The 14,835-nt window shown below is 66.9% G+C and carries 18 protein-coding genes and 1 other RNA gene; 5 read left to right on the top strand and 14 right to left on the bottom strand.

Annotated elements, in window-relative coordinates; translation table 11 throughout:
- Nucleotides 1-17: 17 nt before the first annotated feature.
- Together C5E05_RS00875 and ssrA are read right to left on the bottom strand one after the other, a co-directional pair.
- A complete protein-coding gene (locus tag C5E05_RS00875) occupies nt 18-248 on the bottom strand; it encodes a hypothetical protein (protein ID WP_104340851.1) in 231 nt (76 codons plus the stop codon).
- Nucleotides 249-479: 231 nt separating this feature from the next.
- Nucleotides 480-848, bottom strand: a transfer-messenger RNA (tmRNA) gene (gene ssrA, locus C5E05_RS00870).
- 171 nt (nt 849-1,019) lie between these two features.
- Between ssrA and C5E05_RS00865 the strand changes: the two genes are divergently transcribed.
- Nucleotides 1,020-3,074: a hypothetical protein gene (locus C5E05_RS00865; RefSeq protein ID WP_104340850.1), complete on the top strand. Its 2,055-nt coding sequence runs from the start codon at nt 1,020-1,022 to the stop codon at nt 3,072-3,074.
- A 92-nt stretch (nt 3,075-3,166) separates the two neighbouring features.
- On the opposite strand, the gene smpB is transcribed toward C5E05_RS00865, so the two are convergent.
- The 11 genes from smpB to C5E05_RS20410 all read right to left on the bottom strand — a co-directional run bounded on the left by smpB (nt 3,167) and on the right by C5E05_RS20410 (nt 10,582).
- Nucleotides 3,167-3,643: an SsrA-binding protein SmpB gene (gene smpB / locus C5E05_RS00860; protein ID WP_104241539.1), complete on the bottom strand. Its 477-nt coding sequence runs from the start codon at nt 3,641-3,643 to the stop codon at nt 3,167-3,169.
- Between the two features lie 91 nt (nt 3,644-3,734).
- Complete coding sequence (gene ftsX / locus C5E05_RS00855; RefSeq protein ID WP_104241540.1) at nt 3,735-4,646, bottom strand: permease-like cell division protein FtsX; 912 nt, start codon at nt 4,644-4,646, stop codon at nt 3,735-3,737.
- Nucleotides 4,643-5,485, bottom strand: a complete 843-nt coding sequence (ftsE, locus tag C5E05_RS00850) for a cell division ATP-binding protein FtsE (RefSeq protein ID WP_104298594.1) — start codon at nt 5,483-5,485, stop codon at nt 4,643-4,645. The genes ftsX and ftsE overlap by 4 nt, the downstream gene beginning before the upstream one ends.
- 83 nt (nt 5,486-5,568) lie before the next feature.
- Complete coding sequence (prfB, locus tag C5E05_RS00845) at nt 5,569-6,684, bottom strand: peptide chain release factor 2 (protein WP_104241542.1); 1,116 nt, start codon at nt 6,682-6,684, stop codon at nt 5,569-5,571.
- A gap of 54 nt (nt 6,685-6,738) precedes the next feature.
- The gene (locus tag C5E05_RS00840) at nt 6,739-7,206 is read right to left on the bottom strand and encodes a hypothetical protein (protein WP_146080983.1); all 468 of its coding nucleotides are present in this window, start codon (nt 7,204-7,206) and stop codon (nt 6,739-6,741) included.
- A complete protein-coding gene (locus tag C5E05_RS00835; RefSeq protein WP_104241544.1) occupies nt 7,203-7,661 on the bottom strand; it encodes a pilus assembly protein TadE in 459 nt (152 codons plus the stop codon). Before C5E05_RS00835 ends, C5E05_RS00840 begins: the two co-directional genes overlap by 4 nt.
- On the bottom strand, nt 7,630-8,013 hold the full coding sequence (locus tag C5E05_RS00830; RefSeq protein WP_104340848.1) for a TadE/TadG family type IV pilus assembly protein: 384 nt from the start codon (nt 8,011-8,013) through the stop codon (nt 7,630-7,632). The genes C5E05_RS00835 and C5E05_RS00830 overlap by 32 nt, the downstream gene beginning before the upstream one ends.
- 22 nt (nt 8,014-8,035) lie before the next feature.
- Entirely contained in the window at nt 8,036-8,212 is a 177-nt protein-coding gene (locus C5E05_RS19965; RefSeq protein WP_181059267.1) for a hypothetical protein, read from the bottom strand.
- A 21-nt stretch (nt 8,213-8,233) separates the two neighbouring features.
- Entirely contained in the window at nt 8,234-9,172 is a 939-nt protein-coding gene (locus C5E05_RS00825; RefSeq protein ID WP_104241546.1) for a type II secretion system F family protein, read from the bottom strand.
- Nucleotides 9,169-10,032 (bottom strand): type II secretion system F family protein, encoded by an 864-nt coding sequence (locus C5E05_RS00820; protein ID WP_104340847.1) that lies wholly within the window; start codon nt 10,030-10,032, stop codon nt 9,169-9,171. Before C5E05_RS00820 ends, C5E05_RS00825 begins: the two co-directional genes overlap by 4 nt.
- Nucleotides 10,033-10,456: 424 nt before the next feature.
- Nucleotides 10,457-10,582 (bottom strand): hypothetical protein, encoded by a 126-nt coding sequence (locus C5E05_RS20410; RefSeq protein WP_258063135.1) that lies wholly within the window; start codon nt 10,580-10,582, stop codon nt 10,457-10,459.
- A gap of 150 nt (nt 10,583-10,732) precedes the next feature.
- Between C5E05_RS20410 and C5E05_RS19960 the strand changes: the two genes are divergently transcribed.
- The 4 genes from C5E05_RS19960 to C5E05_RS20665 all read left to right on the top strand — a co-directional run bounded on the left by C5E05_RS19960 (nt 10,733) and on the right by C5E05_RS20665 (nt 13,704).
- A complete protein-coding gene (locus tag C5E05_RS19960) occupies nt 10,733-10,909 on the top strand; it encodes a hypothetical protein (RefSeq protein ID WP_181059265.1) in 177 nt (58 codons plus the stop codon).
- Entirely contained in the window at nt 10,902-11,054 is a 153-nt protein-coding gene (locus C5E05_RS19955; protein ID WP_181059263.1) for a hypothetical protein, read from the top strand. The genes C5E05_RS19960 and C5E05_RS19955 overlap by 8 nt, the downstream gene beginning before the upstream one ends.
- Before the next feature lie 261 nt (nt 11,055-11,315).
- Entirely contained in the window at nt 11,316-13,004 is a 1,689-nt protein-coding gene (locus tag C5E05_RS00815) for an LPXTG cell wall anchor domain-containing protein (RefSeq protein ID WP_104241548.1), read from the top strand.
- A gap of 250 nt (nt 13,005-13,254) precedes the next feature.
- Nucleotides 13,255-13,704 carry an HIRAN domain-containing protein gene (locus tag C5E05_RS20665; protein ID WP_374953439.1) on the top strand — a complete coding sequence of 150 codons (450 nt, stop codon included), beginning with the start codon at nt 13,255-13,257 and terminating at the stop codon, nt 13,702-13,704.
- On the opposite strand, the gene C5E05_RS00805 is transcribed toward C5E05_RS20665, so the two are convergent.
- The gene (locus C5E05_RS00805; RefSeq protein WP_104241549.1) at nt 13,595-14,824 is read right to left on the bottom strand and encodes a CpaF family protein; all 1,230 of its coding nucleotides are present in this window, start codon (nt 14,822-14,824) and stop codon (nt 13,595-13,597) included. The genes C5E05_RS20665 and C5E05_RS00805 overlap by 110 nt on opposite strands.
- Between the last annotated feature and the right edge of the window lie 11 nt (nt 14,825-14,835).

Below are 14,835 nucleotides of genomic sequence, written 5' to 3'. Positions count from 1 at the left end.
GAGGCGGTCCGCGCCTGCTATTTGCTCGACCACCGGAGGATCTGCGTGTCCTCGCCGGTGTAGCTCGAGATGCCCCAATCGGTGATGCGCTCAGCCACGGTCCACCTCGATCCCGAGCGACGCGAGCGCCGCGAGCGCTTCGACATCGTCGGAGACCGCGTCTTGTCGAACCAGGTGTACTGGGCCTTGAAGTGGCCACGAGCGATCTCGAACTCGAACCCGGACGGGCGACGGCAAGCCGAGCTCATTCGCCTTCGCCAGCATCTCACCGACGGTGTGCGCATCCAAGGCGTATCCGTTTCGCGAACATGCGCACCTTGTCGTCGTCCTCGGGGGACATGTCAACGCTACTGCCGTCGGCGTCGAAGTGGGCAGGATGTGGGCAGACGCCGCTCCCTGAGCGCTCCCAGAAACAGAAAAAAGTCCCGACTGCCCAGTGTTCAACTGGGCGGTCGGGGCCTTCGCTCATGACGTGGGTTTCGTGGAGATGGGGGGAATCGAACCCCCGTCCACAACTACGAAACCGCGGCTTCTCCGGGTGCAGTCTGTCTACTGTTCTACTTGGCTCCGATCATGGGGACAGACACCTTGATCGACGAGCCCAGTTCCAGTGCAAGTCCCGTGGTGCCCTGAAACACAACACCACAGCAAGTTCCCTAAATGACGCCAGCTACCGGAGCGGGAACTCCCCCGGGCTGACGGACTATCGGACTCGCTTAAGCAGCGAGGGCGAAGTCGGTGCGCTTAGCGTTAGCACCTATGTTTTGCGAGGGGCGTTTACGAGATAACCCCGCATCCTCGACCCGCTTCACGCCGATTCACCAGTCATGTCGAAACCGATCATCCCCGTGAGCCGAGTCTCCTCGGCGGCGTTCCACGTCATGAGCACTGTTGAGTTGCAGCTGCCAGAAGAACCGGCAGCTCCTAAACATACGTCAAGTCGGCCGAGAAATCCACGTCCTGGGCTGCTCAGGGCAAGCCTGAAGGCGATTCCCGGGAGGACCAGTAACCTGAACCCCATGAGCGGCAATGACTTTGAAGGATTCGGGCGCCCGAATTGGCAGAAGCCCGAGAACGGCGACGAACACGCCCCGGAGTCTGGGGGCGAGTCTCAGGAGACGCAGGCGGGTGAACCACCGCAGCAGGACCTGCCAGAGGTGACCGAGCAGTCCGGGAACGCCGACGCGGTGTCCGGGCACGAAGGTTTCGGCGCGCACTTCGGCCGTCCCGCTGAGCAGCAGCCCGACGCGCCTGCTCCGGATGCGACCGGGTACGAGGCCCCCGCGGCCCCCACCTGGTCGCAGTCCCCCGAGCAGGACGTGCCGCCTGCACCCGTGACCCCCGTCGCGGACTCCTCGCACGAAGAGACGGCACCGCCCGAGCAGAACAGCACCGAGGTCCTCGGCTTCGGCGAGGGGAACCAGACGGCGGTTCTCGGACGCGGCGACAGCAACCAGACGGAGATCCTGGACTCAGGAGCGCCTGCCGCACCGAGCTGGGACCAGTCCCCCGCCCAGGACCAGGGTGCTTGGAACGACCAGGGCGCAGCGGCGTCAGGTGCAGCGTGGGACCAGCAGGCGTCAGCTCCCGCCTGGGGACAGTCTGCCCCGGAGGCGCAGGACGCACCGACGACGCAGACACCAGCCTGGAACGCCCCCGCCGGCCAGGACGGCCAGGGGCAGGGCCTCGGTCAGGGCGGCTTCGACGCCCCGGCGTACGGCGACCAGAACCTCCCGCCCGCCTACGGTGGCGGGAATGAGGCACCGGCCTACGGCTCCACCGCGTCGGCCGCGGCAGCGCCCGCCTTCGGCGCGGCCTACGGCGCACAGCAGCAGGCCGGCGCCTGGAACGGCACGCCGGACAACCAGACCCCAGCCCCCTACGCGCCGGGTCAAGCACCCGGCCAGGCTGTCGGCGCGCCGGCGTTCGGCGACAACGGAGGCGGCGGCTTCCAGAGTGGCGGCCCCGGTGGCCCGAACGACTTCGGCAACGGCGCCCAGCGGAAGAAGCCCTGGTTCCGCAAGCCAGCCATCCTCATTCCGGCGATCATCGGAGTTGTCGTCCTCGTGGGCGCGGCCGTGGCGATCCCCGTGACCATCCACAACAACAACGTGAACCGCGGCGACGAGCTGGCGGCGGCGTTCCAGACCGATCTCGACGCGCACTACGCCGACTGGACGACCGAGAACCTCGACCTCGCCTCGAACGTCACGATCTCCGCATCGCTCGGCGAGAACACCGACTTCTTCTCGCAGTCCGCGGCGCAGATGTCCGACTTCTCGACCCGCTGCGGAAACGTGGCGACAGCCGAGACGACCATCACCGACCTCGCGAGCTCGACCGTGCCCGCGCTCACGGTTGAAGAGGGCGCAGACGCCTCCGAGGCGTACAAGGAGGCGCAGACCGAGAGCGATGGGCTGAGTGAGCGACGCGACATCGTCGCGAACTTCGCCGACACGGCCAGTGCCGACGTCGCCGCCCTGCAGCAGTTCTGCGAGGCGTTCCCGAAGTACAACTCGATCTACAACACGTTCGGAACGCAGCTCGCGGCACTGTCCAGCACGGTCTTCACCATTCCGGACGGCCAGAACATCGACCTCGGGAACAACCTGTACTACCCGTGCAACGTGTCGACGGGCTGCCCCGACTACAGCGACCCGAACATCGGCACCAAGATCGCCGATTCCATCAAGTCGACCTACGTCGACTTCTACCGCGGGATCGCCGACCTAGCCGCGTCCGACTGCTTCCTCGACGAGCTCAGCGACGTGTGCACGAGCTACAGCACCGAATTCGGCAAGGCAGCGGATGCGGCGCAGGCGGCTTCCGACTCGTACCGCTCGGAGACGCTCAGCCTCACCGTCGGCGCAGTGCCCTTCGCGAACTCGGCCCCGCTGTTCACGGCGATGTTCGACTCGTTCGATGCGGCGGATGCGGCCGTGCAGACTGCTTGGTGGAGCGCTGATCCCTCCTCCAACGGGCAGAGCGATCGGGGCTGGCAGTCGCGCAGCCTGAAGACGCTCCTCTCGGCGCACGAGAGCTCGATCGCGACGCTCGTCGAGAGCGTGCGCTGACCTCCTGAAGCGCGGACAGCGATGCGGCCCCCGATCCAGTGGATCGGGGGCCGCATCGCTGTTGCCGCTCGTCGTTCGAGGACCGCCGGGGGTCACTCCCCCATGTACTTGCGGGAGGCTACGGCCCTGTCGGCCTCGCGCTTGTCCTGACGCTCGCGGAGGGCGTGGCGCTTGTCGAACTCGCGCTTGCCCTTGGCGACGGCGAGTTCGACCTTGGCCCGGCCGTTCAGGAAGTACAGCGTGAGCGGGACGAGCGTGTACCCGCCCTCCTTGGTCTTCATCGCGAGCTTGCGGATCTGCTCCTTGTGCAGCAGGAGCTTGCGCTTGCGGCGCGGGGCGTGGTTGTTCCAGGTGCCCTCGAGGTACTCGGGGATGTGCACGGCGTCGAGCCACGCCTCACCGCGATCGATGTACGCGTATCCATCGACGAGGGAAGCGCGCCCCTGACGCAGCGACTTCACCTCGGTCCCGTTGAGCACGATGCCCGCTTCGAGGGTGTCCTCGATCAGATAGTCGTGCCTGGCTCGACGGTTCGTCGCGACAGGCTTTGTCCCTTGCTCCTTTGGCATGGCCTCTTCCTCTCTCGACGGCAGACGATGGACAGCCCGCTATCTTACGACACGGGCTGTCCATCGGTCTACTCTGCGGGTTTCGTGCGGGTCAGACCTTGAGGTACTTGTTGATCGCGATGCGCGCCGACGCCCAGGCGAGCAGCACGCTCACCACGAGCAGCACGGGGAGCGCGAGCAGCGCCTCCGGGACTCCGATGAGGGAGACGAAGGGCAGCTGGCGTCCAAGGTAGCCCTGCACGAAGAAGTGGGCGATGGCGAGCGTCGCCCCCGACGCGAGGACTGCGCCGATGAGGGCGGCCACGATTCCCTCGAGGATGAACGGCGCCTGGATGTAGCGGTTCGAGGCGCCGACGAGACGCATGATGCCGATCTCGCGGCGGCGACTGATGGCGGAGAGGCGGATCGTGGTCGCGATGAGCAGGGCGGCCGCGACGAGCATGACGACGGCGATGCCGATGGCGGAGAGGCTCGCGACGTTGAGCAGCTCGAAGATGCTCTCGAGGTACTGCCGCTGGTCGGTGACCGCTTCGACTCCGTCGTAGCCCTCGAGCTGCTGGATGATGATGTCGGCCTGGTCGGGGTCGGTCAGCGTGATGAGGAAGCTCTCGGAGAGGTACTCGGGCTCGACGAAGGAGACGATCGGGTCACCGGCGAACTGCTGCTGGAAGTTCGCGTAGGCCTGGTCCTGGTCCTCGAAGACGTACTCGTTGATGTACGGCGTGAGGACGGCACCCTGGAGGGCCGCTTCGACGGCCTCGCGCTGCGACTCGCTGGCCTGCCCACCGGCACAGTTTGGGGCGCTCGAGACGGAGGAGCAGAGGTCGACCGAGACCTGGGCGCGGTCGTACCAGAACGACTTCATGCTGCTGATCTGCTGCTGCATGAGGATTCCGGCGCCGACGAACGTCAGGGAGACGAAGGTGACGAGTACGACAGAGATGACCATGCTCGAGTTGCGGCGCAGTCCCTGCCACATCTCGGCGAATACGCGGCCGATCATTTGACGTCTCCAGTGTTCTTCGTGGTCGATTGGCCGGCGACGCGCGAGGCGATCGAGTCGGCGATGGATGTGGGTGCCTGAGATTCGACTGCGGCTTCGTCGTCCTGCTCGAGCTGGTTGGCGGCTGCCGTCTCGGCTTCGGTGAGGGGGACGATCCCGGGCTGGTAGACGCCGTCTGACTCGTCGCGCATGATGATGCCGCCGTCGAGCTCGATGACGCGTCGGCGTTCCTCGTCGACGATGGACACGTCGTGGGTGGCCATGACGACGGTCGTGCCGTTGGCGTTGATGCGCGCGAGGAGGCGCATGATGCCGCGGCTCGTGACGGGGTCGAGGTTTCCGGTCGGCTCGTCCGCGAGGAGGATGTCCGGCTTGTTGACGACGGCGCGCGCGATCGCGACTCGCTGCTGTTCACCGCCGGAGAGCTCGTGCGGGAACCGGTTGGCCTTGTCGCCGAGGCCGACGGTCTTGAGGACGTCGGGGACCGCCTTCGCGACGTGCCCACGCGACTTGCCGAGCGCTTCGAGCGCGTAGGCGACGTTCTCGAAGACGGTCTTCCCTGCGAGGAGGCGGAAGTCCTGGAACACCATGCCGATGCTGCGCCGGTAGTACGGCACCTTGCGGTTGGAGATGCGCCGCAGGTCCTGGCCGAGCACGTGCACCTGGCCTCGGCTGGGTGCGTCTTCTCGGAGGATGAGGCGGAGGACGCTGGACTTGCCGGAGCCCGAGGGGCCGACGAGGAACACGAACTCGCCGCGCAGCACCTCGAAGGTGATGTCGTCGAGTGCGGGGGCGGCGGTGCCAGGGTAGACCTTGGCGACGTTATCGAATCTGATCATGGCGCTAACAGGGTAGGCACCGGACTGGCGTCAGCCCGGCGCGACATGCAGAAGTGGTCAGACGCGATGGTCAGCGACCCGAGCTAGGCGGCGTCGGCCTCTCCGCGCTTGCGCCAGCGGATGCCGGCGGCGATGAATGCGTCGATGTCGCCGTCGAAGACCTTGTCGGTGTTGCCGGTCTCGTGCTGGCTTCGGAGGTCCTTCACCATCTTGTAGGGGGCGAGGACGTAGGACCGCATCTGGTCTCCCCAGCTGGCGGTGATGTTGCCGGCGAGCTCCTTCTTCTGTGCGTTCTCCTCCTCGCGGCGGAGCAGGAGGAGGCGCGACTGGAGGACGCGGAGCGCGGCGGCGCGGTTCTGGATCTGGCTCTTCTCGTTCTGGCAGCTCACGACGATGCCGGTCGGCAGGTGCGTGATGCGGACGGCGGAGTCGGTCGTGTTGACGGACTGGCCACCGGGGCCGGACGAGCGGAACACATCCACGCGCATGTCGTTGTCTGGGATCTCGATCGACTCGGTCTGCTCGATGAGCGGCACGACCTCGACGGCGGCGAAGCTCGTCTCGCGGCTGCCTGCGGAGTTGAAGGGGCTCATGCGCACGAGGCGATGCGTGCCGGCCTCGACGGAGAGCGTGCCGAAGGCGTACGGGCTGTCGATCTCGATGGTGGCCGACTTGATGCCCGCCTGCTCTGCGTAGCTCGTGTCGAGGACGGAGACCTTGTAGCTGTGCTGCTCCGCCCAGCGGAGGTACATGCGAAGGAGCATCTCTGCGAAGTCGGAGGCGTCGACGCCGCCGGCGCCGGCGCGGATGGTGATGACGGCCGGGCGGGGGTCGAACTCGCCGTCGAGGAGGGTCTGGACCTCGAGGTTGCCGATGACCTTGGTGATCGACTTGAGCTCGGCTCGGGCTTCCTCGGCCGTGTCCTCGTCTTCCATCTCGACGGCCATCTGCGCGAGCACTTCGAGGTCGTCGAGGCGCTGCTCGATCTCGTCGAGACGCTTGAGGTCGGACTGGGCGTGGCTGAGGGCGGAGGTGACCTTCTGCGCGTTGTCCGTGTCGTTCCAGAGGTCGGGGACGGACGCTTCGGCCTCGAGCTCCACCACCTTCGCGCGGAGCTTGTCGGGGTTGAGCACGGCGCTGATGTCTCCGAAGGTGCTGCGCAGGGCAGTGATCTCCGAGGCGAGGTCAAGGTTGATCATGATCCCCCAAGACTAGCCGTCGGGGCTGGGCGGTGCTGGCCGGCGCGCATCGTGTCAGCTCAGCACGACTCTTGCGTCGCTGGAGACGGTGATCCGAAGTCCTGTCGGGAGGAGCGCGTGGGCGAGGGGTGGCGACCATGCGCCGGTGATGACGATGTGCGCGGTGACACCGTCGGGTGCAGTCGCGGAGTCCAGCGTGATGCTGTCGGCGCGCGCCGCGGAGAGGTCCTCGAGGGTCGCGAGGGCGCGGTCTTCCACGCGCGTCTGGCTGAGGACCGGTTGGAGTTCCCCGTCGCCGAAGACCACGTCGGCGGCGGAGAAGCTCTCGGAGGCGGAGAGCGCGACGGCGTCGGCGATCGTGAGGAGGCGCTTGCGCTCGATGGACAGCGAAGTGGCCGCGACGAGCACGTAGGCCGCGGTGAGCCCGATCATGAGGAAGACGAGGATGAGCGGGAGCACGCTGCCGCGCTCCCCGCGCGTCCAGCGCAGGCCCGCTCGTGCTCGCGCGCGCATCCCGCTCATGTGGACAGGCCGAAGCGCGTGACGGCGAACGAGGAGGTCGCGCTCGTGGGGACCGAGATCGGCGTCGCCGAGTCGGTGAGGCTGGATGCGAACGGCAGCGGCACGGCGATCGTGACGGTGACCGCGAGCACCGAGCCGGGGGCGGTGCAGCTGGGGTCCGGGCCGCGGCACTCCACCGTCTGCTCGACGAGCTTCGCGTCGAATCCGTGGTCGGCGGTCGCAAGTGCGATCGTGGCCTCGGCAAGGGCCTGGGTGTCGGCTGCGGCGGGGTCCGCTGCGAGCAGTCTCGCCGCGTTGCGTGCCGCAGACTCGGCGGCGATGCTCGCACCCTGGAGCGAGGACAGCGTCAGCATGAGGTAGGCGAGCGGCACGATGAGCAGCGTGCCGAGCGTCAGGAATTCGAGGGAGGCCGAGCCCCGATCGTCACTCAGTCTCGAGCGTCTCGGTCGGCGCATGTCCAGTCACCTCCAGCGCGTCGGGGAGGCCGATCAGGCCGATCAGCGGCAGTGGTGAGCGCACGGTGACCGCGATGGTCGGTGATCCGTCGGTCTCGGTTGCCGTGGCCGTCACGTCCTGGGCGTAGCCGGCACCGATGGCGACCGTGATGAGGTCTGCCGCTCGGATCTCCCCCGCTTCGAGGCCGCCGCCGAAGAGCCCGGCGTGCCTCGCGCCTTCCCCCGCGGCGTCCAGGAGCGTCGTGCGAACGTGCAGGGTGAAGCCCACCTGCAGGACGGTGAGCGTGAGGAGGAGGAGCATCGCCGACACCATGACCCATTCGGCGACTGCCGAACCGGTCTCGTCGCGCATCACGCCGCGCGGGTGGGGGCGGTTAGCTGAAGTCACTGACGCGGGTGATGGCGTTCTGGAACACGTCGACGAGGAGGTCGCCGGCGACGGTCCAGAGGAGGATCACCAGGCCCGCAGACATGATCGTGATGAGGACCCAACCGGGGACGTCGCCGCGTTCGGAGCTGGCTCGGTTTCGGAGTGCGTGCAGGAACTGCATGGTGTGCCTTTCGGGTGGCGGTCAGAAGCTCGTGCGGAGCACGAAGACGGCGGGGTAGAGGGCGAACAGGATGGTCGTGGGGAGGATGAGGAAGATGAGCGGAACGAGCATCTGCACTTCCTTCCGGCCAGCGGATTCCAGGAGGTCGCGTTTGCCGAGTTCCCGTGCGTCGCTCGCTTGCGCGCGGAGCACTTCGACGAGCGGCGCCCCACGTTCGAGTGCGGAGATCATGTGCTCGACGCAGCGGTCGAGCGGCAGGTAGCGGACGCCCCTGGTCATCTCGTGGAGCGCATCGGACAGCGAGACGCCGGTGTTGACGTGGTGGACGACTCGCGCGAACTCCTTCGCGAGCTCGCCGGTGCTCACGCTGGCGACGCGCTTCAGGCTGTCGAAGATGCCCTCACCTGCCGAGAGGCTGAGGGAGAGGAACTCGACGACGGTGGGGAACTCGCTGGCGATGCGTCGGTGACGGCGCTGCGCGGCGCGGCCGAGGGCCCGGTCGCGGAGGAAGATGCCGACACAGCCGAGGAGGAGAGGCAGGAGGATCTGGGCGAGGACCGGGATTCCGCGGGTCGCGCCGAGCAAGAGGCCGACGCTCAGGCCCAGGCCAGCCGCAACGAGTCCCCAGGTGAGCTGTTCGGCTCGGAACCGTTCGAGCCTGGTCGTGGAGCCCGATTGGCGCAGCTGCGCGGTGATGCGGTCGCTGCCGCCGAGCACTTCATCGAGGAGGGCTCTGCCTCTTGCGGCGAATGGGGCGGCGAGCGTTCCGAGGATAGGGAGCGGGTCGCTCGCGGTCTTCTGCACGTCGGCTCGCGCCGCCGCCGAGATGTCCAAGAGGTGCGGGGCGAGACGCTCCGCGAGGTTCGGCTTGGAGAGGCGCGGGACGGCGGCGAGCAACGTCCAGAGGCCGATTCCGAGGCCAAGCCCGCAGAGCACGGCCCAGCCGAGTGTCTCGTTCATGCGAACCACCTGCGGTCGTCTTTGAGTTTCGCGATGCGGAGCATGAGCAGGTAGGCGGCCACGGTCACGCCCAGGCCGATGAGGATCACGATCGCGCCCTCGAGGCTGTTGAAGGCGCTCGCCGCCTCGGGCCTGGTTCCCAGCATGAGCAGGACGATCCAGGGTGCGGCCGAGCCGAGCTTGGCGGCGTTCATGACCCAGGACTGCTTGGCCTCGACCTCGTGGCGCACGGCCTGCTCTTCTCGCAGGTAGCTGCCGAGGCTCTTGAGCACCGTGGGGAGCTCCGATCCGCCGACGTCTCTGGACATGCGAAGCGTCTCGAGGATGCGGTCTGCGGTCGGGTCGGCGAGCCGCTCCTTCAGCTCGTCGAGAGCCACCCGGAAGCTGCCCGTCAGGCGGTACTGGCGGGTATAGGCGGCGAAGTCCTCCCGCAGCACCACCGGCCCCGATTCAGCCAGCCCCGCGACCCCCTCGGGCAGGGCCACCCCGGAACGGATGGACGCCACCAGGTGATCGACCACGTCCGGCCACACGAGCCGGTTCCGGTTTCGCCGCTGCACGGACCGCACCCGCACGATCGTGACCGGAGCCGCCGAGCCACCAACGAGAGCGATGAGGGCGACAGCGACCACCCCCGTGAGAGCGAGCGCCACGGCACCCAACGCGAGCCCGAGCGCGAAGGCAGCACCCGCGAACACGCCGATGGGCACCCGCTCGAACCCGGCCCGCCTGAGATCTGCCTCGAAGTCGGCAACCTTGGACAGGCGCCGGTCGCGTCGCTCGCTGCTCTGCGGCCACAGCCTCGCGCTCACGATGATCGAGACTCCCGCCCCCATCACCAGCGCCAGCAGAGCGGTCACAGGGACCGCCGAAGGACACGCGCCGCATCCAACCCGTGCGCCTCGAACAAGGCACATTGAGTACTTGGACCAATGAAAGTGCTTACCGCGATGCTCACCGCGTCAGCATGTCTGAAAGGGGGTAGCCGCGCAGAGGTTATCCACAAGCACTCAACGTGACCTCTGGCCTGATGCTGAGCGTGCCCCCGGTTCGGCCTTCACCTGCCTGAAGTCCGGGCCGAACGGAGTCTCTGAGAAGAACACGGACGAGGGCCTGTGCTGGACGGACAGTGCACAGAACAGGCAAGTCCAATCTCCACAGGACAGGTAGCCCGACATCACCCCAGCGTGTACTCAACAGAGAGACGGATCTACGCTCGACGGGGAGAGCCGCATGTAGTCAGAGCTGATAGAGGCGCACATCGACCTTCCGCGCTCGCCAGCCTCACGCATCCGATGAGGCGCGGGCGCAGTTCCCGCCCACGAGCGCGACGACCAGCTCGACGCCCGCTTCTTCCTGCCGCTGTCCGACGTCGGCATCATCGTCCTCGGCATCTTCGGGGCGATGCATCGGCCAGCACTGCTCTGAGCCGCTCGTCGACCCCCTAGTCTCCAGCCTCTCGCTCTCGGGCGCCGTCCTGGGCGTCTCTTTCCCTCACGTCAAGCAGTTTGAGCCCGCGCAACGCTCTTTCTCATCGCGGCGCTCACGGTCTGCCCGGCCGTGCTGCTCCTGACCGCGGCGTCCGGCGATAACCAGCGCTGGGTCGCCGGCATCGGTCTCGCGCTGCTCGTACTGATCCCGTTCCGGCGCGTGCTGCGGCTCATCGTCCGCTTCTACCGACATCGAGTCAGCTACCCCGCCACCGACGAGCTCACGACGATCCACGCCAATGCTTGACCCGGCAATCGTCGCGATCGTTGCGGCGATCGCGGCTCCGTTCGTCGCTACCCGCATGATCCGTGTTCTGGACGCGGCCGGCGTTGGCGATCTCATTCCCGCCGCCTGGCGCGGCAACGCACCGACTCCGAAGGAGCTCACCTGACTCTCGAAACCCACGGCGAGCACAACGAGGGCACCGCGAAGCTCGCAGCTGAGCAAGTTGGCGGCCCCCTCGAGGTGCCCGGACGCTTCGCCGTCCCGGCGCTGGCCGTGGCGAACACGCCGAAGCGACCGAAGCCCCTCCCCTGCCTGACGGCGGCGGGAGGGGCTTTTCGTCGTTGACGAGCGCAGCAAACTTCTGCCCCGGGCTGTTCGACATCGGCACTAGTCTGAGCGGACCCCCGCCCTCTGTCGACGGAGACACGTGAAAAAGCTCGCCGCCCTCCTCTGCGCCTCCACAGCCGCCCTGATGTTCTCAGTAGCCCTGATACCCGCGCTCCCCGCGTACGCATTCAACGAGTTCGACGTCGGGCCTGAACTCGTGTCCGCCGAGCTCGTAACGCCCACGACCGTCGGAGGCGGCGACGAGATCCGGATCAACTGGAGCGTGCGTCACCCCCGCGGCATAGCGTCGAGTGCCATCAGCCTTGAGACCGGGACGGGGTCATCAACTCTGGAACGAAAAACCTGCGGACAGTTCGATCCTGTCGTCGGCGTGCGCGACGGAGACATCGTCAGCGGCACGACGACGTGCACGACCGGTGGCACAGAATGGGCGACCGGTGAATGGCGGGTGGAGAGCCTCGGGTTCTTCGACGAGTGGGGCGTCTTCGGGTACGCAGCGGAGGAAGACCCGATCATCAGCGCACTCCCGAAGCTGCAGATCGAGGTCGGCACCGACGGAGACCAGCAAGATCCCGAGCTCGTCGCCCTCGAGGTGGTCGCGCCGGACGAAGTCCGGCAAAGCGACGTCATTCGGTTCAATTGGACGGTGCGTGAGAGCAGCCGAGTCACAGATTTCTCTCTCTTGATCGTGGACCCAAACGGGGGCAGGTACCAGGCCAGCGGTTTCGACCGAAACGCCACGACCCGAGACGGAGACCTTGTCTCCGGGTCCCTGCATCTCACCGTCAAAAACTCCACATGGGCACTCGGGGAATACCGCGTGTACAGCTTCTACGCCGGTGACGAGCACGAAAACTACAGCCCGACTGCCACCTCAGCCGACAACGAGGTCCTCGCTTCCGCGGCGACCTTCACAGTGGTCGACGTGGGTGGACCAGACGTGACCGCCCCGGAACTCCTCTCTGCTGGATTCGTGCAGTCAACCGTCCGGATGGGCGATGGGCCAGAGCTGCTCAACTGGACGATCCGCGACCAGAGCGATATCGACGAGGCCACGTTCTACCTCGAGATCGGGCGGGGAAAGATCTACACACTTGGTGGAAGCAGCAACAAACGGTTGGGCGACGTCGTCTCCGGGGACTCTGGCGATGACTTGTGGGTGCCTCCCGTCGAGGCTGAGGAGCCGTTCTGGGGCGAGGGCGAGTTCAAGGTCGTGGGAGCGCTGCTCCGAGACGAATTCGGCAACACCACGACCCTGACGGCAGACCACCCGATCATCGCCGGGCTTCCGCCGCTGACGATCCTCCCCAAGAAGGCACCGATCCCGCCGCGCACGCCCTCGCCGACGGTGACCGCACCTCCATCGGTCACGCCGACTCCGGTGCCAACACCGACACCGACCTCCTCATCGCCGACAGGACCGACAGCACCCCCAACGGGCACACCGACGCCGACCGAGCCCGTCAAGCCCACCGCGACGGCAACAGCTCCCCCGACGGCTTCGCCACCGCCTGTCGAGCCAGTCGCCACGCAGTCACCAGCACCGGTCGAGACAGCTGCAACGCAGACCCCTGCGCCGACGACGCCGGCTGTGCCCACCGCTCCTTCCTCCCAGCCGACCGGCTCATCGTCGACGGAGACTGATCAGGCCGTCTTGGCCTCGACGGGCGCTGAGAACTTGTGGCCGATCCTCCTTGGAGCAGCTGGAATCGTCGTGCTCGGAGCCGCGCTTATTTCCAGCAAGCGCCGCGGACACCGCGAGTCGTAGATGCGATGGCTAACCCCGATTCGATCTACCTGCACTCGTCCCAATGGGATGAGCTCCTCACCTCTCCAGACAGACTCCGGCTCAAGCCGCACGGTGACGAGTTGTGGCTCAGCGAGGTGACCACAGGCAAGCTCGTGAAAGTGGGCTGCTAAAACTTGCTGCCCTCGGGATCTGGACGGCGCAACTCCGCGGATTGGAGCACTACTAAGAGAGACAAGCGGACTCACGAGCTGGGCGAACCGCAACTCCCGTGCGCGAACCTGACGACGACTACGATCCGATCGCGGTGCCGGTCTTCGCCGACGGGGTCAAGATCGGCTACGTGCCAAAGGTCATGGCGCGTCGCGTCGCCCAGCAGCTCGACGCCGACGTCGAGCTTGCTGCGATCTTCATCGCAGGCGCTCAGTCGTCGGTCGCGGCGAGACATGTGCGCGTAGTCATCGCGACACCCGACGCGCTCGCGAGCATCCGCTGTGCGCCGTCGCAGAGGTCGCCGAGAACGCCGGTCGCGTCGCTCGCTGCTCTGCGGCCACAACCTCGCGCTCACGATGTTCGAGATTCCCGCCCCATCACCAGCGCCAGCAGAACGGTCACAGGGACCGCCGAAGGACACGCGCAGCATCCAAGCCGTGCGCCTCGAACTTCGCGGTTCGCGGCGGAGGGGATCCGGACGATTCGAGTTGCGCGCGTCCACGGTTGAAGAGGGTGGCCGCCTCGATGACCTGGCCGGTCACCGTTCCGGTCGGGGCGAGGATCTCCCCCACGTGTCGTGTTCCCGATGCGGTCATCTCGAGGTGCACGACGAGGTCGATGCAGCTGGCAACGGTGGGCACCACGAACGCGCTGTCGATGTTGCGTCCCGCGAGGAGCGGCAACGTGGAGAGCTTGACGAGCGCATCCCTCGCCGTGTTCGCGTGGATGCTGGAGATTCCGGGCATTCCGCTGTTGAGGGCGATCAGGAGGTCGAGGCTCTCCGCTTCCCGCACTTCGCCGACCACGAGCCAGTCGGGTCTCATGCGCAGGGCTTCCTTGATGAGGCGGCGCAACGTGATCTCGCCGGTGCCCTCGAGGCTCGCCTGTCGGCATTGCAGCGCGACGACGTCGCGGGCGACGAGATCGAGTTCGAAGGTCTCCTCGACGGTGACGATGCGTTCTTCGCTGCGCACCGAGGAGAGGAGCGCGTTGATCATAGTGGTCTTGCCGGTGTGGGTCGCGCCCGAGACGAGGATGTTGCAGCCGGCGAGGACCGCGAGCTGCAAGAACTCCGCCGCCTGCGCGGTCAGCGCCTCGCGCTCGACGAGGTGGGAGAGGTCTCGGATACGGCGCGAGAACTTGCGGATATTCACGGACGGGTAGCGCCTGGTCACCTCGGGGACGGCCACGTGCAGCCGCTCGCCGTTCGGGAGCGAGGCATCCACGAACGGCGAGGACAAGTCGACTCGCCTGCCGCTCGACTGGAGCATCCGCTCGATGAGATCGCGCAGGTCAGTCTCCGGGACGACCGTTGACGTGAGCTCGGGTACGCCGCCCCGAGCAACGAATACCCGGGAAGGTGCGTTGATCCAGATCTCCTCGATCTCCGGATCGTCGAGGTAGGGCTGGAGAGCACCAAAACCGGTCACCCGGGCCAGCACCTCACGCGTCGTGGCCTCCTCATCGTGGACCAACGGCAGCGACGAGCCCAGCGCTTCCTCCGCGTACCCCCGCACCTCCTCGCGCGCGATGTCGGCTGCCCGCGCGCGATCGCCCCCGAGGTCGATGCCCTCCAACAGGACACGACGACGGATTCGGTCAGTGATAGTGCTTACCGCGATGCTCACGGCGACAGCAT

This window comes from Pseudoclavibacter sp. AY1H1, assembly GCF_002931055.1.
GTDB lineage: Bacteria > Actinomycetota > Actinomycetes > Actinomycetales > Microbacteriaceae > Pseudoclavibacter.
The sequence above is the reverse complement of the archived record's forward strand: the minus strand, read 5'-3'. Positions and strand labels throughout refer to the sequence as shown.